Raw genomic sequence first — 19273 nt, forward strand, 5'->3', positions numbered from 1 at the left:
TGGTGCGTCGAGCTGGAGGCCCCCGCGGGTTACCGGAAACCTCAGCACCGGATCTCTCGGACATTGGTACATGCCACTGACAAATCGATCAATCATCAGTCGAGGGTTCCGGCCACTTCGCGCCCGGGTCGTCCGATTTCGGCTCCTTGTCGAACCGGCGGGCCACCGCCCGTTCCCCGGACATTCCGCTTCGGTCGTCCGGCACAGGACTGTACAAGGTCGCACCCGTCCGGCGCCCCGTACATGGGCTCGTACAACCCTTCGCCCCCGCCGGCCGGTTGTACAGGGGCGTACGGCAGCTGCGCCCCGTACAACCTGGCCTCGTGTACAACTCCGGCGCTCTGCAAGATCGGTTGACGTCAGGCGATACGGACGAAACCGACGGGATTGGGTGGCGGGTTGGTGGACACAGCACGCAGCCAGACGGAATCAGCGGCTCTCGAGGCCGTCTACGAGTACCGGAGCCGTCCGCTCGTGGAACCCGACTGGAGACGCTTCCCCGGATGGCGAGAGGTCACCGAGGCGGAGTGGGCGGATCCGCAGTGGCAGCGCGCCCACTGCGTCAAGGACGCGAAGGGACTGCGCGCCGTCGTCGGCGACCTGCTCGACGAGGAGTTCTACGAGGACTGGGAGCAGGACCGGCTGCACCGGGCGACGATGTCCGTCCTGCTGCCGCCCCAGATGATCAACACGATGGCCGCGGAGGCCTCGGCGGCCCGCCCCGGCGAGCTGACCAAGGCCTTCTACGACGACCCCGTACGGCGCTACATGCTGCCGGTCCTCTCCGACCGGCACCCGGTGTGGCCCTCGCACCCGATGGCCAGCCGGGACTCGCTGCACGAGCAGGACATGTGGGTGGTGGAGGGGCTGACCCACCGCTACCCCACCAAGGTGCTGGCGGAACTGCTGTCGACCTGCCCGCAGTACTGCGGGCACTGCACCCGGATGGACCTGGTCGGCAACTCCACCCCGCAGGTCACCAAGAACAAGCTCCAGCTCAAGCCGGCCGACCGGGCCGACCGGATCCTGGCCCACCTGCGCGCCACCCCGGGCATCCGGGACGTGGTGGTCTCCGGCGGCGACCTGGCGAACATGCCCTGGCCGCGGCTGGAGCGCTTCGTGGACGGGCTGCTGGACATCGAGTCGATCCGCGACATCCGGCTGGCCAGCAAGGGCCTGATCGGACTGCCCCAGCACTGGAACTCCGCCCCGGTGCTGCGCGGTGTCGAACGCGTCGCCGCCAAGGCGCGGTCCCGGGGCGTGCGCATCGCGCTGCACACCCACGCCAACGCCGCCCAGCAGGTGACGTCCGGCGTGGCCCGCGCGGCCTGGAACCTGCTGGGCGCCGGCCTGCACGACGTGCGCAACCAGGGCGTACTGATGCGCGGGGTCAACGACAGCGCGCACGACCTGCTCGACCTGTGCTTCGCGCTCTGCGACCACGCCGGCATCACTCCGTACTACTTCTACATGTGCGACATGATCCCGAACGCCGAGCACTGGCGCGTCCCGCTGCACAGCGCCCAGCAGATCCAGCGTCAGATCATGGGCTACCTGCCGGGGTTCGCCACGCCGCGCATCGTGTGCGACGTGCCGATGGCCGGCAAGCGGTGGGTGGACCAGGCGGACACCTACGACCGGGAACTCGGGGTCTCGCACTGGAGCAAGAGCTACCTCACCCCGCTGGAGGCGGCGGACCCGGACGCCCACAGCGGCTCGTACCACTACTACGACCCCATCGACACGCTCCCGCTCTCCGGGCAGCGCTGGTGGCGGGAAACCCGTCAGGGGTAGAGAAGGGACAGTTGCACAGCCATGAGCAGTCTCCGTCCACGGCGTGAAGAACCTCCGGTGCTGGAGGAGTGGTACCGCCGGCACCTCGGCCCGGACATCCACGACATCAGCTCCAGCGGGGTCCACCCGTACACCTTCGCCGAGATACGCGACCTGTGCCGGATCTCCGCCGCCGACCTCGACGAGATCGTCATGGACGACAGCGTCTCGCAGGGCGGCGCCGGCGTCCGCGCGGCCATCGCCGACCGGTACGCCGGCGGCGACGCCGACCGGGTGCTGGTCACGCACGGCTCCAGCGAGGCCATCGCGCTGACCCTGAGCACGCTGCTGCACCCCGGCGACCGGGTGGTCGTCCAGGAGGGCATCTACCACTCGCTCGGCCACTATCCGCGGGCGGCGGGGTGCGACGTCGTCACCCTGCCGGCGGCGGCGGTCCGCGACGGCGAGATCGACCCGGAGGTGCTGACCGCCCTGGTCACACCGGGCACCGCGGCCGTGATCGTCAACTTCCCGCACAACCCCACCGGAGTGTCCCTCTCCCCCCAGGGCCTGAAGGCCCTCACGGAGCGGACCGCCGTCACCGGCGCCACGCTCGTCTGGGACGCGGCCACCGCCGAGATCGCCCACCGCTGGGAGGTGCTGCCCGATCCCGGCGCGGACGGCGGCGACACCGTCTCCTACGGCACCTTCTCCAAGACGTTCGGCCTGCCCGGGCTGCGCGTGGGCTGGGCCGTCGCGCCCAAGCCGCTGCTCACCGCCACCTTCCCGCTGCGCGACCGGACCACGCTGTTCCTGTCGCCGCTGGTCGAGCTGATCGCCGAGCGGGCGATGCGCAGCGCCGACGTGCTGATCGGGGCGCGGGCGGCCGAGGCCCGGCGCAACCTGGCGCACCTGACCGAGTGGATGGCCGAGCACGAGGCCCTCGGGCTGGTCCGGTGGACCCCGCCGGAGGGCGGGGTGTGCGCGCTGCCGGTCTTCCGCGAGCTGGAGCGGTCCGGTGCCGGCCCCGAGGCGGTGGAACGGTTCTGCCTGGAGCTGCTGGACCGCCACCGCACCCTGCTGGTCCCGGGCACGGCCTTCGGGGCCCCGCACGGCGCCCGGCTGGGCTTCGGCGGTCCGGAAGAGGGCTTCCGGGCGGGCCTGGACGGCCTGTCGGCCTTCCTGCGCACCCGCGGGCCGGGCCGGTGACCGCCGCGACCGGGAGCGGCCACGGGCCCGACGTGCTCGACCTGTGGGAGCGGTCGGTGCGCGCGCATCCCGCCCGGCCGGCCCTGGTGACCCCGCACCGGGTGCTGGCGTACGGCGAGGCGGACCGGCTGACCGACGCCTGGGCCGGCTCGCTCGCCGAGCGCGGCGCCGGACCCGGACGGCTGGTGGGCCTGGCGTTCGGCGATCCCGCCCGCACGGTGCTCGGGATGCTGGCGGCGCTGAAGGCCGGAGCGGGCTTCACCGTCCTGGACGACCGGCTCCCGGCCGCCGCCCGGGAGGCGCTGGTCCGCCGCACCGCGGCCGCCGTCTGGCTCGGCGACGGCGAGCACGCGCCGGAGGCCGCGTACGTCCCGGCACCGGCGCCCGGCGCACCGGGCCCGGCGGGCAACGGCCGGGTGGCCGACGGCCCGGCGGACGACGGCCGGGTGGCCGACGGCACAGTGGCCGACGGTCCGGCGGACGACGGACCGGCCGGGACGCGGCGCCGGCCGGCGGCCGGCGGGTCCGACGTGGCCTACGTGCTGTTCACCTCCGGCTCCACCGGACAGCCCAAGGGCACGGTCGTCGAGCGGGACGCCCTGGCCCGGTTCGCGACCGCCGTCGCCGAGCGGCTCGCGCTGACCCCGGACGACCGCTGGCTCCAGGTGGCCTCGCTCGGCTTCGACGTACTGATCGAGGAGGTGTTCCCCGCCTTCGCGGCAGGGGCGGCGGTGGTGTGCCGGGAGGACACCCGGGCCCTGGACGCCGAGGAGCTCCACGTCACCCTGGCCCGCGGGCGGATCACCCTGGTGGAACTGTCCACCCAGTACTGGCTGGAGTACGCCCGCTGGCTGGAGGCCGCCGGAGCGACCACCCCGCCGGCCCTGCGCACCGTGGTGGTCGGCGGCGAACGGATGGACCCCCGGCCCTACCGGGACTGGCAGGACCGGCAGCCCGCCGCCCTCGCCCACGTGTACGGCCTCACCGAGTGCACGGTCAGCTCCACCTTCTACACCGGACGGCTGCCGGCCGACGCCGACGAGGTACCGCTCGGCACCCCGCTGCGGGACGTGGAGATCACCGTCCGGCGCGAGGGCCGGCCGGTGCCCGACGGCGAGACCGGGGAGATCCACATCGGCGGCCCGCTGCTGGCACGCGGCTTCCTCGACGACGACGCGGCCACCGCCCGGCGCTTCGTCCCCGACCCGTACGCCACCGCACCCGGCGCCCGCGTGTACGTGACGGGCGACCTCGGCCGCGTCGACCCCGACGGGCAACTGGTCTTCCTCGGCCGGGTCGACGACCAGATCAAGATCCGCGGGCACCGGCTGGAGCCCGCCCGGGTGGAGCGCGCCCTGTGCGAGGCGGCCGGCGTGGGCCAGGCCGTGGTCTTCCCCGACCCCGCGACCGGCACGGTCCTGTGGGCGTTCACCGTGCCCGCCGATCCCGCGGCGGCGCCACCGCCCGGCGAGGCCGTACGGATCACGGGCGCGGACCGGGACGCGCTGGTCGCGCCGCTGGAGGCACAGCTGCCGGACTGGGCGGTTCCACGGGTGCTCCACCGGGTGGCCGTCCTGCCGAAGAACCCGCACGGCAAGATCGACAAGAGGCTGCTGGCCGCCTGGACGGCCGGTACGGCGCCGGCCCCGCCCGCCCCGGCGCGGGCACAGGCCCCGGCCCTCCAGGACGCCGGCGCCGGGACGCCCGGCCGTCCCGGCGAGCCGCTGGACATCACGCTCGGCCTCTTCCGCGAGGTCCTGGGCGACCCGCACCTGGGCCCCGACGACAACTTCTTCGACCACGGCGGCCAGTCACTGCTCGCCATGCGCCTGCTCGCGCGGCTGCGCGAGTCCCACCCCGGCGCCGCCGGACTCCGGGCGAGCGCCCTGTTCTCCTCGCCCACGCCCCGGCTGCTCGCCGCGGCGCTCACCACCCCGTCCTTGGGCGGAACGCCGGCCGGACGCTGAACCGGCGGGCCCGCACCCCGCGGACCACCCGCCCGTCACCCACCGGACCCACCTGTACCACCGCACCACCCGAGGGCCCCGGCCCGGCTCCGGCCGGCCGCGGGCAGCAGCAACCATCCCGACCACTCAGCGAGAGTTGGCATGTCGAACCTCACCGACCAGTCCACGCACGCCTACACCCTGACGCCCGACGAGGCCTCCGCCACGGCGGACCTGTGCCTCGGCCTGGCCTCCGCCTACCCGTCCTTCGGCGACCCCGGGCTGCTGCACGACCTGCCCCGGCTCGCCGCCGGCCTGCCGGAGGGCGTGCAGCGGTTCCTGCGCGAGTTCAAACTGGCCGACCGCCACGGCCACGCCGTGGTCAGCGGCCACGACTTCGACCAGGACCGCATCGGCCCCACCCCCGAGCACTGGCGCGGCCGTCGGCGGCCCGGCCCGGAGTTCCCCGAGGAACTGCTGCTGATGCTCTACTCGGCGCTGCTCGGCGAGCCCTTCGGCTGGGCCACCCAGCAGGACGGGCACCTCGTGCACGACATCTTCCCGATCCGGGCGCACGAGAACGACCAGCTCGGCATGGGCAGCAAGGAGCTGCTCACCTGGCACACCGAGGACGCCTTCCACCCCTACCGCAGCGACTACCTGATCCTCGGTGCGCTGCGCAACCCGGACCACGTCCCGACGACGGTCGGCGAGCTGGACCTGTCCTCGCTGTCCGCCGACGACATCGACGTCCTCTTCGAGCCGCGCTTCTACATCGCGCCCGACGAGTCGCACCTGCCGAAGAACAACACCATCGCCTCCGAGGAGGAGGCGGCGCGCTTCGCCACCATCCAGCGGATGATCGACGAACGGCCGCTCGGCCCGCTGCTCTACGGCTCGCGCGTCGACCCGTACATGCGTCTCGACCCGTACTTCACCTCCGTCCCCGAGGACGACCCCGACGCCCGGCGCGCCTACGACGCGCTGTTCAAGGTGGTGGACGCCGCGATGCGGGAGGTCGTCGCCGACCAGGGGGACGTGCTGTTCATCGACAACCACCGGGCGGTGCACGGCCGGCTGCCGTTCCGGGCCCGCTACGACGGCACCGACCGCTGGCTCAAGCGGGTGTGCGTGACCTCGGACCTGCGGCGCTCGCGCGAGATGCGGGCCACCGCCCGGACCCGGCTGCTGGGCTGACGCGCCGGTGACCCTCACCCTGACCGACCTGTCCCGGGACCCCGGACTGCTGCCCGCCGTCGATGCCCTGATCGGCGCCAACATGCCGGAGTTCATGAGCTGGGAGTCCCCGGGCAACTGGCGCTGGCACGGTATGTACGACCGCTACCCCGCCCACCAGCTGTGCCTGGTGGACGATGACGGGCAGCTGGTCGCGGCGGCCAACGGCCTGCCGGTCCGCTGGGACGGCAGCCCCGCCTCCCTGCCGGGAGGCAGCGACGAGGTGCTGGTGGAGGCCGTCGACCACGGCCCGCCGGAGCGGGCCGACGCCGTGTGCATGCTGTCGGTGTCCGTGGACCCCGCCCACCGGGCGGCCGGGCACGCCGAACGGCTGCTCACCGAGGTACGCCGGCGGGCCGCCGAGCACGCCCCCCGGGGCGTGGTCATCCCGGTCCGGCCCACCCGCAAGCCGCACTACCCGCTGATCCCGCTCGCCGACTACGCCGCCTGGCGGCTGCCCGACGGACGCTGCTTCGACCCCTGGCTGCGCACCCACCTGGAGCTGGGCGCGCGCAGGCTCGGCATCGCCGACCGCTCGCTGGTGATCCGTCAGCCGGTCCCGCGCTGGGAGGAGTTCCTCGGCCGGCCGCTGCCGGGCCCCGGAGCGTACCCGCTGCCCGGCGGGCTGGTGCCGCTGCACGTCGCCGAGGACGGCCACGGCACCTACGCCGAGCCCAACGTATGGGTCCACCACCCCGCCCTCTGAAAGCCCCTTCCCCCGTTCCGCACACCCCTGGAGACGACCATGACTCCCGTACGCCTCGCGATCGTCGGGTGCGGCGCAGCCGCCCGCGGCTGCCACCTGCCCGCCCTGCCCCCGCTCAAGGGCGACGTGCAGCTCACCGCGCTGATCGACCGCGACCCCCGGCAGGCCGAGGCCGCGCTCGCCCTCTACCGGGAACTGGGCGGCACCGACGCCGAGCAGGTGGTGCTCGCCACCGACCCGGCCGAGGCCGCCGACGCCTTCGACGCCGCCGTCGTGGTGGCCCCCCACACCCTGCACGCGCCGATCGTCGAGGCGCTGCTGGCGGCGGGCAAGCACGTCCTGCTGGAGAAGCCCATGACCACCTCGGTCGAGGACGCCCGCCGGCTGGCGCGGACCGCCGCGGCCGAGGGCGCGCCGGTGCTGGCCATGGCCCACCCGCGCCGCCTCTTCCCCGCCTACGCCTGGATCAAGCGGCTCATCGACGCCGGCGAACTCGGCGAGGTCGTACGGGTCGACTGGTCCGAGGGCCACCCGTACGCCCACGAGCCGGTCTCCTGGTCGATGTTCGACCGGCGGCTCGCGGGCGGCGGCGTCCTCACCGACACCGCCTCGCACGTCTTCGACACCCTGCTGTGGTGGCTGGGCCCCGACGTGGAGGTGGTCCGCGCCGAGGACAACTCGCTCGGCGGGGTGGAGACGGACGCCCACGTCCGGCTGCGGTTCGGCACCACCGACGTGACCTGCGACTTCAGCCGGCTGCGCGACCTCGGCATCAGCTGCACCGTCACCGGTACCCGGGCGACGGTGACCATCGGCACCGACTTCCCGGCAGGGGAGTGCACCCTGGTCACCGCAGACGGCGTGGAGCTGCACCGCGGGGACGTGCCCGCCCAGGCCCCGGCGCAGGACGAGTGGGAAGGGCTGTTCAGCGAGCAGCTCGCCAACTTCGCGGCGGCGGTGCGCGGGACGGCCGCCGTCCACTCCACCCCCCCAGGACGGCGTCCGGGTGGTCGAGCTGATCCAGGAGTGCTACGGCGGCCCCGCCCGCGAGGCCTCCGCGCAGCCGTGGACGACCCGGGGCCGGGAGGCCACGGCCGGGTCCGGCGCCCTGCCCGCGCTGGCCGGACGCACCGTGGCCGTCACGGGCGCGAGCGGCTTCATCGGCGGCCGGCTCGTCGAGCGGCTGGTGCTCGGCACCGAGGCCCGGGTCCGGCCCGTGGTGCGCGGCTTCGGCCGCGCCGCCCGGCTGTCGGTCCTGCCGCAGGACCGGCTGGAGTTCCGCCAGAGCGACCTGCTCGACCCGGCCGCGCTCCGGGAGGCGTTCGAGGGCTGCGACACCGTGGTGCACTGCGCCTTCGGCAGCTCCGGTGACGAGGACGACCGCTGGTCCGCCTCCGTCGCCGGCACCGAGAACGTGCTGGCCGCGGCCCGCGCCGCCGGCGTGCGGCGCGTGGTGCACCTGAGCACCGTCGACGTGTACGACCCCGCCGTGACCGGCGCCCTGACCGAGGACTCCGCCGCACGCCCGGCCGACCCCGCCGACCGGGAGTACGAGCAGCAGAAGCTCGCCGCCGAACAGCTCGTCGTCCGGGCCCACGGCGACGGCCTGGAGACGGTCGTGATCCAGCCCGGCGTGGTCCACGGCCCGTGGGGCGGCCAGTGGACGACGGCGCAGCTCCGCCGCCCGGCGGGCGATTTCGCCCAGCTCCCGGCCGGTGACGACGGCGGCGTGTGCAACGCCGTGTACGTCGACGACCTCGCCGAGGCCGTACTGCTCGCCGTGGACACCGCGGCGGCGGCCGGCGAGCGGTTCCTCGTGGGGCACTCCGAGGAACTGAGCTGGGGCACGTTCTTCGACTCCGTCCGCGCGCTGCGCGGGCTGGGCGGACCCGGGTCCGTCACCGCCGGGGAACCGGTGGCCGACTGGGAGCTGGAGCTGTACCGTTCCACGGCCCGCGCCGACTACGGCAAGGCCCGCCGGGTACTGGGCTTCACCGCCCGCACCCCGTTCGCCGAGGCGGCCGCGGTCACCGCCGGGTGGGCCCGCTGGGCCGGGGAAGCCCCGGAGGCCGGCGCGTGAGCGCGGGAACCCTGGGAACCCAGTCCGCGGTGACCGACGTCCTGGTGGTCGCACCGCATCCCGACGACGACGTGATCGGCTGCGGCGGCTCCATCGCCAAGCACGTCCGCGACGGTGCCCGGGTGACGGTGGTGATCGTCATCGGCCGTGAGCGCAGCGCCCTGGACGACGCGGTGACCGACGCCGAGTTCGCCGCCGAGACCGAGGCCGCCGCGAAGGCCCTGGGCGTGCACCGCTGCATCCGCTTCGACGAGCCGTCGCGCGACTTCACGCTCAGCCGCCGGGTCCACCTCGACCTCGTCCGGGTACTGCGCGAGGTACGGCCGCAGGTGGTGTACCTGCCGCACGACAACGACGACGACGTCGAGCACCGCATGGTGCACCAGCTCACCCTCGAAGCCCTGTGGATGGCCGGCTCCGAGTTCTTCCAGGAGGCCGGCGGCCCCCCGATGCCGGCGCCCGGGCTGGTGCTCGGCTACGAGGTGTGGGCGCCGATGGCGCGCTTCCAGTACGCCGAGGACATCGGCGGGCAGATCGGGGCCAAGGTGGAGGCGATGCGCGCGTACGTCTCCCAGCTCCGGCACGCCGCCTGGGACGAGGGCGTGGAGGGCCTGGCGCGCTACCGCGGGGCGGTCACGGCCGGCTCCGGCCACGCCGAGGTGTTCCAGGTGCTGAGCCTGCGCACCCCGCCGCCCGCGGCCGCGGCGGGAGGCGGCCGTGACTGACCGCCTGCTGGTGTGCGGGCTCGGTTCGGGCATGGACCGGTCGCTGGGCGAACTGCGCTCGCCCCGCCGGGAACTGGTGGTGGTCACCGAACGGCCCACGGACCGGGTCCGCGCCGCCGCCGACGTCCTGCTGGAGTGCGACCCCAACGACGCCGTGGCGGTCCTCGCCGAGCTGTCCGCCGCCGGCATCGACCGGATCGACGGCGTGTTCTCGCTCGGCGCGGACAACCCGCCGGTGATCAGCACGCTCGCCCGGTACCTCGGCTGCCCGGGCCTGCCCCTGGAGACGGCCTTGAACTGCACGTTCAAGGACCGGCGGCTGGCGGTCCTGCGCAAGGCCGGGCTCGACCTGCCGCGGTACGCGACCGCCGAGAGCGTCGGCGAGGCCGTGCGGGCGATCGAGGACATCGGGCTGCCGGCGGTCATCAAGCCCAGCGACCAGACCGGTTCGCTGGGCGTCATGAAGGTCGAGTCGGCGGACCGGGTGCGGGAGCTGGCGCAGGAGGCGCTGCTGCTCAGCCCGGGCGGCCGGATCGTGATCGAGGAGTTCCTGGAGGGCACCGAGCACACCCTGGCGGCCTTCATGGTCGACGGGAAACTGCACCGCTTCGGCTTCGCCGACCGGGAGTACGGGCGCAAGGAGGAGTTCGCCCCGCACTTCTTCGAGGGCGGCGACACCCTGCCCAGCGTGCTGACCGAGGAGCAGATCGAGGAGGTCACGGACACGGTCCGGCGCGGCGCCCGGGCCCTGCGCCTGGACCCCGCGGTGATCAACACCGACATCCTGCGCACCCATGACGGCCGGGTGATCCTCCTGGAGATCACCTGCCGGATCACCGGCGCCCGGATCGCCACCGAGGTGATGCGGCTCGCCACCGGCGTGGATCCGCTGCCCAACGTGGTCCGCCTCGCCCTGGGCCAGCCCCTGGACCTCGACGAGCTGACGCCGCGGCGGAGCCGGGCCGTGGTGCAGCGGTTCGTACCGGCGGACGGCGGCGTCGTCGAGTGGGTCGGCGACCCCCGGCACGTCGCCCGCCGGGCCGGGGTGCACGACGTGTTCTGGGGCATGGACCTGGAACCCGGCACCGAACTGCCCGCCTACCGCGGCGGCTGTGACGTGCTGGCCGGGGTGATCGCCCACGCCGAGGCTCCGGCGGAGGCCGAGGCCATCGCCGAACGCACGCTGCGCGCCCTGCCCCTGCGGCTGCGGGCGCCCGCCCGATGACCGCGCACCGACCGGCCCGCGCCACCGCGCGGGCCCACCGTACGGACACGAACGACACAAGGGAGAACGGGATGGCCACCGACCCGGTGGACGAGGCCGCGGTCGACAAGGGCATCGCCCGGACCGCCGTGATCATCGCCCTGCGCGACGACCTGCGGATCGCCGACTGCATCGCCTCCGTCGACGAGGACGTCGAGATCGTCCTGGCGCTGAACGGCCCCAGCGACGCCGTGCTGAAGCTCATCGCCGAGCATCCGCGCCCGCTGACCGTCACGGAGATCGAGGACGTCGGCAACCTCGGGGCGGCCTACAACGCCGGGGCCGCCGCCACGGACCGCCAGTACCTGCTGCTGATGGACTCCGACTGCACCTTCGCCCCGGGCGTCGTCCGCGCCATGGTGCGGTCGGTGCTCACCGAGCCCGTGGTCAAGGGACAGGTGGTGTACGGGGAGTCGCAGGGCCTGCTCAGCCGGCTCACGGCGCGGGTCCGCGAGTTCGACGAGGGGGACTACGTCAGCGCGCTGTCCCCGCCGCTGATCTACAACCGGGACATCGTCGACCACATCGGCGGCTACCACTTCGACGAGCTGATCCACTGGTGCGAGGACCGGGAGTTCGACTTCCGGCTCCAGCTCGCGGGCATCCCCGTGGTGTACCTGCCCGAGGCGCGGATCTTCCACGACGCCCAGCACGGCTTCGCCAACATGCGCAGCTACTTCCGCTACGGCGTCGGCGAGGGCATCGCCCAGGAGACGGGCGTGTTCACCACTCCGGCGCTGCCGGTGGCGTGGCGCCTGTTCGAGGCCACGCGGACGCTGGTGCACTGCGCCCGGGACAAGGGACCCGCGGCGGCGGCGTACTACGCCCTGCTGAAGGCGGCCTTCCACGTGGGCACCGCCCACCACCTGCTCAACGACCCGTACCGGGTGCGCGACCGCTACCCGGCCTCCGCCAAGCGGGCCCGGATGGTGCGCTCCATCCCGCAGCACAGCACCAAGCTGTCCGGCGCCCAGCTGCGCCGGCTGCGGCGGGCCCACTGGGAGGCGGGCCGGCGGATCGAGAAGGTGGCCGACCTGTCGGTCTTCCACCCGGACGCCGCCGGCCCCGGCCCCGGGTCAGACGCCGGGCAGGCGCGGCAGCAGCAGGCGTGAGGGATGGTCACCGCCGTGGTGGACGGTGTGGTGGGCCACGGCCGGCGGATGGACGTCGAAGCGCGGTGCGTTGCTCGCCGCGACCTCCAGACGGATCCGGTGGCCCGCGCGGAACACATGGCCCACCGCCCCCACCGCGACGGTGACCTCCACCGGCCCGCCCTCGCCCCCGCCGTCCGCACCCGCCGCGAGCCGGCGGACGCCGTCGCACAGCAGCTCGGCCCGGCCGCAGGGGTGGACGTCGACGAGTTTGGCCGTCACGTCCGCACCGGCGGCGTCCGGGGTGACGTACACGGTCAGGACGGTGTCACCGACGACGGTCAGCGGGGCGTCCAGCGGCTCGCCGGTGAAGCACAGCACGTCGGGACGGCGTTCCACCTCCCGCTGGTCCAGCGGGCCGCAGTCGCCGCCGGTGAACTGCCCGGGCAGGGCGGTGGCGCCGCCGGTGGTGGGCACCGGGTCGGCCGGGTCGTGACGGATCCGGTCGGCCCCGGAGCGCGCCGGGGCGGGGCCGGCCGTCAGGCCGCGGCCGTCGAGGTGCAGCACGAGGTCCTCGGTGCCGGGGACGGGCCAGTCGGGAAAGGTGCGCCAGGCGTCGGCACCGGTGAGGAACAGCCGTACCGGGTCGCACCGGTCGGGACCCTCCCCGGATCGGCGCAGATGCCGGTCGAAATGCTCCAGGTGCAGAGCGGTGACATCGAGTTCCGCCTCGTCCGCGGCCAGTCCGTAACGACGCTGCGGGAATATCCCGCCGGTGATGCAGTGGGACCACGGGCCGACCACCAGACGCGTCCTGTTCCCGCATTCCCGAATTCCCCGGTAATTCTCCAGGGCGCCGGCCAGGAATATGTCGTACCAGCCGGTGAGGTGGAGCACGGGGACGTCGATCGCCGGGTACGCCGCGCGGGGTGCGGCGCGCAGCCAGTACGGGTCCCCCGACGGGTGCTCGCGCCAGCGGCGGTAGTACGGCGCCAGCCGGTCCAGCAGGTCCGCGGCGGCCGCCGGATCGCGGTACAGCTCGTCGATCCGGTCGACGGCCCCGGCCACCTCGGCCCGCTCCGCCGCGCTCAGCCCGGCCCCCTCCAGCAGGAGGTCGTAGAGCACCCAGTACAGGACGAAACCCAGCTGGAAGGCGCCGCCCTGGCGGGTCCAGCCCTCGTCGAAGCCCGATCCCGCCACGTGCGGGACCACGGCGCCCAGGCCCGGCGGGCGCTCTGCCGCGGCGAGCAGCGCGGCCATGGCCTCGTAGGACCGGCCGAACAGCCCCGCCGAGCCGTCGCACCAGGGCTGCGACACCGCCCAGGCGACGGTGTCCGCACCGTCGGCCGCCTCGTGCCAGTACGGATCGAAGTCGCCGCCGGAACCGAACCGGCCGCGGACGTCCTGCACCAGCAGGGCGTACCCGGCGCGGACCAGGCGCAGTCCGTCGACGGAGGCGCCGCCCGGGGCGCCGGACCTCCCGTAGGGCGTGCGGCGCACCAGGACGGGAACGGGGTCCGCCGTGTCGGGCCGGTAGAGGTCGGCGGCCAATAACACGCCGTCGCGCACGGGTATTTCCAGATCGTGTTCCACAACAATACGCACCCGCTCATATTCCATCAGGACGAGGAAATTCACAATGCAGTCCTCCGGAAACACCGGAATTCCTTTGCTGGAACCGTTCTTCGAAACGGCGCGCACCGATCCCGCCCGCCCGGCCGTCATCGACAACGGACTCGTCATCGGCTACGGCGTCTTCGCCGCCTGGGTGCTGGAGGTCGCGGGCGCCGTAGCCCCGCGCACGGGCCGGCCGCAGCCGCCGGTCGGGGTGGTCGTGCACCACTCGGCCCGGGACGTGGCCGCCCTGCTCGGCGTGCTCGCCGCGGGCCGGGCCTACGTACCGCTGGAGGCCGCACACCCGCCGGCCCGGCTGGAGTCGGTCCTGGCCCGGCTGGGGGTCGAGGAGGCCGTGGCGACCGCGGACACCGGCTGGCAGCCGCCGGTCGCACGGGTGCACCGCCCGCGCTGGGCGACCGCCGCCCCCGCCCCGGGGAGCGCCGCCGCGCCCGCCGCCGGCGCCCGGCCCGAGGACCCGGCGTACGTGCTGTTCACCTCGGGCTCCACCGGTGAACCCAAGGGCGTCGTGGTGCCGCACCGGGCGCTGTCCGCCGTGGTGCCGCCGCTGCGCACCCTGTACGGGATCGGGCCGGACGCCACCGTGCTGCACTTCCACGGCGCCGGCGGCGACACGAGCCTGGAGGAGATCCTCCCGGCCCTGACCGGCGGGGCCACCCTCGTCGTCGACGACGCCGCCCGGGAGCGGTTCGCCCAGGTGGCCGAGGAACAGGAGGTCACCGTCGCGGTGCTGCCGACCGGCTTCTGGCACGGCCTGGCCGGAGACCTGCTGCACCAGGGCGCGGGGCTTCCGGCGTCCCTGCGGACGGTGGTGATCGGCGGGGAGGCGGTGCGGGCCGACATGCTGGACCGCTGGCGGCTGCTCGGCACCGACGGGGTGCGCCTGCTCAACACGTACGGATCCACCGAGACCGCCCTGGTCACCCACGCCGTGCAGCTGGCCGGGCCGGGTGCGCCCGCCCTCCCCGCGGCCGGCGGCGACCTGCCGATCGGGCTCCCGCTGCCGCACGTCGGACAACGCGTCGACGCGACGGGGGAGTTGTCCGTGTCCGGGCCGGGCCTGGCCCTGGGCTACCACGCCGATCCCGGCGGGACGGCCGCCCGGTTCACCGAGCACGAGGGCGTCCGCTGGTACCGCACCGGCGACCTGGTGTCCGAGGCGCCCGGGGGCGCCCTGGTGTTCCGGGGCCGCTCCGACCACCAGGTCAAGATCCGCGGCCACCGGGTGGACCTGATCGAGGTGGAGGGCCTGGTCGGCAGCTGCCCGGGCGTCCTGGAGGCCGCCGCCGCGCGCGTGGACCGCGCCGAACACAGCACCCTGGCCGCGTTCTTCGTCCCCCTGCCCGACCACGACCCCGCCGAGGTGGCGGACGCCGTCCGCGCCCGCCTGTCCGCCACGGCCGCGCCGCAGCTCGTCCCCAGCGTGCTGGTCCCCGTCCCGGCGCTGGAACGCACCCACACCGGCAAGGTGGACCGCGACGCCACGCGGGACCGGTACCTCGCCGCCACCGGGGCGGACCGGTGAACCGGCCCGCCGGAGCGGAGCCGGCCGCACCCGCCCGCGGCCCCGGCCCGTCCGTGCCGGCCGGCCGCGCCGACACGGACGCGGACGGCCGCGCACGGGCCGAGGACCTCGTCGGGGAGGCCGCGCGGCGGCTCGGTGCGGAACTCGAGCCCGGGAGCGCCCGGGTCGACGAATCGGGCTGGGACTTCCGGGTCGTGCACGTGCGGGCCGCCGACGGCACGCGGTGGATCCTGCGCCAGCCGCGGCGGCCCGAGGCCGCCGCGCTGCTGGCGTTCGAAGGGGCCGTGCTGACCGCCGTGCGCGACCGCGTGCCCGTGCCCGTGCCGCACTGGCGCCTGCACGCCCCGGACCTGGTCGCCTACCCCCGCCTGCCGGGCACGCCCGCGGGCACCGAGGACCCGGACACCCTGGTCTACGGCTGGTCCATGGACCCGCTGGCCCACCCCGGCCGGTACCTGGAGCCGCTCGCCCGGACCCTGGTCGCGGTGCACACGACCCCGCCGGACGTCTCCCCGGCCCTCGCGGCACGGGCGGCCGCGGACGGGGCGGACCCCGGCGCCGTCCGCGCCCGCACCGCGGACCGGCTCGCCCGGGCCCGGGCCGAACTCCCCCTCCCCGCGGCCGGGGTGCGCCGCTGGCAGTCATGGCTGGATGACGACCGGCTGTGGCCCGGGCGGCTGGCGCTGGTGCACGGCGACGTCCACCCCGGGCATACCCTGGTGACCCGCCCGCCCTCCGGGCCGCCGGTCCTGGCCGGCCTGCTGGACTGGGCGAACGCCCATGTCGGAGATCCCGCCGTCGACTTCGTCGACCTGCTGTACGCTGGCGGCCCCGCCGTCCTGGACCGGCTCCTCGCGGCCTACCGCGAGGCCGGCGGCGAGGTACGACCCGGCCTGCGGGAACACGTACTGGCCCGGGCCGACTTCCTGTGGGTCCACGTGGCCCTGCGCGGCCTGGACACCGGCCGCCCCGCCTGGGTGCAGACGGCCCTGCGCAGGATGGCGCCGTGACGGCCCCGGGCGCCGGGGCGCGCACGAGCGGCCGCACGCCGGGCGGGACGGCGTACACCGTGCACGGAGCGGCGGGCCCGCCGGTGGTCCTGGTGGCCGGCGCGGGCGGGACGGGCCGCATCTGGGAGCACCACCAGGTCCCGGCCCTCACCGCCGCGGGCCGCCGGGCCGTCACCTTCGACCACGGACCGACCGCCGCGGGCCCCTTCGAACTGGCCGCCCGCATACGCGAGTTGCTGCTGGCCCTCGATCTCCCCGGGTGCCCGCTGGTGGGCCACTCGCTCGGCTCGCTCGCCGTCCAGGAACTGCTGCTGACCGACCCCGGCCTGGTGGGCGGCGCGCTGCTCGCCGCCACCCGCGGCCGGCCCGACGCGGTCGGGGAGGCCCTGGCGCGCGCCGAGGCGGCCACCGCCCGGGCCGGGACCCCGCTGCCCCCCGAGTACGAGGCCTTCGTCCGGCTCGTACAGAACCTCTCGCCCCGGACCCTCGCCGACGAGGCGGCGACGGCGCACTGGCTCGATCTGTTCGAACTCGCCGCGCTGACCGGCCGGTCGGCCGGCCACCGGCCGGGTCCGCCGGTCCGGGACCGACTGGCCGAGTTCGGCCGGATCACGGTGCCCGTGCACGTCGTGGGCTTCGCCGACGACGTGCTGGCGCCGGCCCCGCTGGGCCGGGAGGTCGCGCGGGCGGTCCCCGGCGCCCGCTACACGGAACTGGCGGACGCCGGCCACCTCGGCTTCCTGGAACGGCCCGGGGCCTTCAACACCGTCCTGCTCGACTTCCTGACCACCCTCGCCCCGACGACCGATCCCGGAGTGTCCCGTGTCCCCTGAGAGCCCCGTCACCGTCGTCCACGTCGGCCAGGAACCGCCCGCGTCCTGGGCGGCGGCCGTGTACCTGTGCGGCCCGACCCCCACGGACCCGGCCGAGCCCTCCTGGCGCCCGGACGCCGTCGCCGCGCTGCGGTCGCTGTGGTCGGGAGCCGGGCGGCTGGTGGTGTTCCTGCCCGAGCCGGCGCCGGGCGGCGACTACCCGGCGTACCCGGACCAGATCGCCTGGGAGGAGGAGGCCATGAGCCGCTCCGACGTGGTCCTGTTCTGGATCCCGCGGGACATGGCCCGGCTGCCCGGCCTGGTGTCCAACGTCAAATGGGGTACGTGGTACGACTCTGGCCGCGCCGTGCTCGGCACCCCGCCGCAGGCCGAGCGCATGGAGTACCTGCTCCACTTCGCCGGTGCCCGGGACGTGCCGGTGGCCCGGACCCTCGCGGAGGCCGCCACGGCGGCCCTGCGGGCGGTCGGACCGGGCGGCGCCCGCAGCGGCGGCGAGCGGGCGGTACCGCTCACGGTATGGCGGACCGAGCCGTTCCGGGCCTGGTACGCGGCCCGCCGGGAGGCCGGCGACCGGCTGCTGGACGCCCGGGTGGAGTGGTACGCGCCGCCCGCCGAGCCGGGCCGCGCCGCCGACTGGCTGCTGACCGTGACGGTCGCGCCGGGCGACGGCTCCGGCCCGGCCGTCGCCCGCCTGCTCGCGGCTCAGGGGCAGGGCATGCTCATGTAGAGCGCGTGCTCGCCCTCGGACTCGGTGCCGTGGTAGAGCGCGGTGTCCAGGCCGCAGAAGGCGAAGCCCATGCGCCGGTAGGCGTGGATGGCCGGGGCGTTGACGTTGGTGACCTCCAGCCAGATGTGCCCGGCACCGCGCTCCCGCGCGAACCCGACCGCACGCTCCATCAACTCCCGCCCCACACCCCGCCCCCGGTGCCCCGGTGCCACCTCGATGTCCTCGATGGTCAGGCGACGGTTCCACGGGGAGTAGGACACCGCGGCGAAGCCGGCCAGCTCGCCGCCGGCGCCGACGGCCACGAAGGTGAGGCCGTCGGCGTCCTCACCGTCCGCCCCGTCCTCGCCGCCGTCGTCCTCGGGGAACACCTTCACCAGCGGCGGATCCACCGGCACCTCCCGGAAGGCGAAGCCGTCCTCGCTGACGGCGACCTCGAAGACGGTACCGGTGGTGAAGGACCCGTCGACGGCCTCGATGGCCTCGGCGTCCTCGGGACGGGCGGTGCGGAACTCGTAAGCGGTGTCATTGAATGCGGTCATGATCCGACCCTAGGCCCACCCCGTCCGGGTAAGAGCGGGTTTCAGCCGATTCCTGCTCCGGGGGCGGTCACCGCTGCGGACCTCCGTGGAAAGGCGCGCGCAGGGCCCGGCAGGCGGCGGCGTACTGGCGACGGCCGAAGGCCCGCCACAGCAGGCGGCCGATCAGGGGCGCCTTGTCCAGGAAGTAGGCACGCTCCCGGGGGTCGGCGTCCTCGAGGAGCGACCCCAGGGCCAGCATGAGCTTGTCCTTGGGGACGGTCTCCAGTCCGCGGCGGCCCACCGCGTCCCACTCGGCGACCGACAAGTGCTGCTCCACCAGCGGCAGGACCAGCCGTTCCTCGTCGTCGAGGTGCTCCAGGAGCGCGGCGCGGTGCTCTTCCAGGGCCGTTGCCAGTTCCTCCGCGGCCATCCGGCCGGCGGTCCGCTGCCAGGCGGGCGCCCGGGCGGTGACCTCGGTCAGGCTCCGGTCGATGCGGGCGTGCTGCTCCTCCATGCGCGCGACGGTGTCCGTGCCGGCCGCGACGGCGTCGGCACGCTCGCGCAAGAGCGGCCAGATCGTCTCGTCCTCGACCGTGTGGTGGTGGTGCAAGCCGGTGACGTACTCGGTCAGGTGGGCGCCGACGACGGCGGCGCGTTCCGTGTCGCCGTCGGGTACGGCCCGTACCAGCCGGGGGAGAAGGGCCGACTCGCGCCGGAAGACGCGGTGCACCACCACCATCTCGTGGGTGTACGGGCGGGCGGGGCCGGGGGTGGGGCTGGAGGACACGCTTGACTGCTCCGGGACGGTCGGCGGACGGGGGAGGAGCAGCGTGCCGACCGCCCCTTGGTGTTCGCTTCCCACCCGCTTGGCGCCGACTTGGCGGGAGCGCGCGATCGGCGCCGCCCCGCACGGCCGCCGTCGCCCAGCCGGCCCCGAAACCCCCTCTGAGCAGGCTTGTTTAGATTCCGTCCACCGGTCGTCTCCGCCATCTCCG

16 protein-coding genes and 1 pseudogene are annotated in these 19273 nt (G+C 74.8%); 14 read left to right on the forward strand and 3 right to left on the reverse strand.

Translation table 11 applies throughout. From position 1 onward, the window contains the following. Positions 1 to 402 precede the first annotated feature (402 nt). From ABD973_RS28385 to ABD973_RS28430, 10 genes and pseudogenes are all read left to right on the forward strand, one after another. A complete protein-coding gene (locus tag ABD973_RS28385; RefSeq protein WP_125594356.1) occupies positions 403 to 1794 on the forward strand; it encodes a KamA family radical SAM protein in 1392 nt (463 codons plus the stop codon). 57 nt (positions 1795 to 1851) lie between these two features. Beyond that, the gene (vioD, locus tag ABD973_RS28390; protein WP_345502804.1) at positions 1852 to 2982 is read left to right on the forward strand and encodes a capreomycidine synthase; all 1131 of its coding nucleotides are present in this window, start codon (positions 1852 to 1854) and stop codon (positions 2980 to 2982) included. Continuing rightward, entirely contained in the window at positions 2979 to 4949 is a 1971-nt protein-coding gene (locus ABD973_RS28395; protein ID WP_345502806.1) for an amino acid adenylation domain-containing protein, read from the forward strand. The genes vioD and ABD973_RS28395 overlap by 4 nt, the downstream gene beginning before the upstream one ends. 141 nt (positions 4950 to 5090) lie before the next feature. Then, positions 5091 to 6125 (forward strand): arginine beta-hydroxylase, Fe(II)/alpha-ketoglutarate-dependent, encoded by a 1035-nt coding sequence (vioC, locus tag ABD973_RS28400; protein ID WP_125594353.1) that lies wholly within the window; start codon positions 5091 to 5093, stop codon positions 6123 to 6125. Between the two features lie 7 nt (positions 6126 to 6132). After that, a complete protein-coding gene (locus ABD973_RS28405; protein ID WP_125820317.1) occupies positions 6133 to 6870 on the forward strand; it encodes a GNAT family N-acetyltransferase in 738 nt (245 codons plus the stop codon). Positions 6871 to 6909: 39 nt separating this feature from the next. Next, positions 6910 to 7788 (forward strand): annotated as a pseudogene (locus ABD973_RS28410) (Gfo/Idh/MocA family protein); the annotation flags it as partial. A 268-nt stretch (positions 7789 to 8056) separates the two neighbouring features. Further along, on the forward strand, positions 8057 to 8950 hold the full coding sequence (locus ABD973_RS28415) for an NAD-dependent epimerase/dehydratase family protein (RefSeq protein ID WP_345502809.1): 894 nt from the start codon (positions 8057 to 8059) through the stop codon (positions 8948 to 8950). Continuing rightward, positions 8947 to 9675 carry a PIG-L deacetylase family protein gene (locus ABD973_RS28420; RefSeq protein ID WP_241253155.1) on the forward strand — a complete coding sequence of 243 codons (729 nt, stop codon included), beginning with the start codon at positions 8947 to 8949 and terminating at the stop codon, positions 9673 to 9675. The genes ABD973_RS28415 and ABD973_RS28420 overlap by 4 nt, the downstream gene beginning before the upstream one ends. After that, positions 9668 to 10900: an ATP-grasp domain-containing protein gene (locus tag ABD973_RS28425; RefSeq protein ID WP_125820315.1), complete on the forward strand. Its 1233-nt coding sequence runs from the start codon at positions 9668 to 9670 to the stop codon at positions 10898 to 10900. The genes ABD973_RS28420 and ABD973_RS28425 overlap by 8 nt, the downstream gene beginning before the upstream one ends. Positions 10901 to 10971: 71 nt before the next feature. Further along, positions 10972 to 12051, forward strand: coding sequence for a glycosyltransferase family 2 protein (locus ABD973_RS28430; protein ID WP_125820314.1), 1080 nt, complete (start codon positions 10972 to 10974; stop codon positions 12049 to 12051). Here the strand turns inward: ABD973_RS28430 and ABD973_RS28435 are convergent. Then, positions 12016 to 13635: a CocE/NonD family hydrolase gene (locus ABD973_RS28435; RefSeq protein ID WP_345502812.1), complete on the reverse strand. Its 1620-nt coding sequence runs from the start codon at positions 13633 to 13635 to the stop codon at positions 12016 to 12018. The two genes, ABD973_RS28430 and ABD973_RS28435, sit on opposite strands and share 36 nt — an antisense overlap. A gap of 34 nt (positions 13636 to 13669) precedes the next feature. On the opposite strand from ABD973_RS28435, the gene ABD973_RS28440 reads away from it, so the two are divergent. From ABD973_RS28440 to ABD973_RS28455, 4 genes are read left to right on the forward strand one after another with little or no spacing between them, the layout of a single operon-like run. Beyond that, a complete protein-coding gene (locus ABD973_RS28440) occupies positions 13670 to 15190 on the forward strand; it encodes an AMP-binding protein (protein WP_125820312.1) in 1521 nt (506 codons plus the stop codon). Next, complete coding sequence (locus tag ABD973_RS28445) at positions 15187 to 16200, forward strand: macrolide 2'-phosphotransferase (protein ID WP_345502815.1); 1014 nt, start codon at positions 15187 to 15189, stop codon at positions 16198 to 16200. The genes ABD973_RS28440 and ABD973_RS28445 overlap by 4 nt, the downstream gene beginning before the upstream one ends. Beyond that, positions 16197 to 17033, forward strand: a complete 837-nt coding sequence (locus ABD973_RS28450; RefSeq protein ID WP_241253152.1) for an alpha/beta fold hydrolase — start codon at positions 16197 to 16199, stop codon at positions 17031 to 17033. Before ABD973_RS28445 ends, ABD973_RS28450 begins: the two co-directional genes overlap by 4 nt. Further along, a complete protein-coding gene (locus tag ABD973_RS28455) occupies positions 17023 to 17760 on the forward strand; it encodes a nucleoside 2-deoxyribosyltransferase domain-containing protein (RefSeq protein WP_345502819.1) in 738 nt (245 codons plus the stop codon). Before ABD973_RS28450 ends, ABD973_RS28455 begins: the two co-directional genes overlap by 11 nt. Here the strand turns inward: ABD973_RS28455 and ABD973_RS28460 are convergent. Beyond that, on the reverse strand, positions 17736 to 18299 hold the full coding sequence (locus tag ABD973_RS28460) for a GNAT family N-acetyltransferase (protein WP_125820310.1): 564 nt from the start codon (positions 18297 to 18299) through the stop codon (positions 17736 to 17738). The genes ABD973_RS28455 and ABD973_RS28460 overlap by 25 nt on opposite strands. Before the next feature lie 67 nt (positions 18300 to 18366). Next, entirely contained in the window at positions 18367 to 19065 is a 699-nt protein-coding gene (locus ABD973_RS28465; protein ID WP_345502821.1) for a hemerythrin domain-containing protein, read from the reverse strand. Positions 19066 to 19273 lie beyond the last annotated feature (208 nt).

The organism is Streptomyces racemochromogenes (assembly GCF_039535215.1).
In the GTDB taxonomy this organism is placed as follows: Bacteria; Actinomycetota; Actinomycetes; order Streptomycetales; family Streptomycetaceae; genus Streptomyces; species Streptomyces racemochromogenes.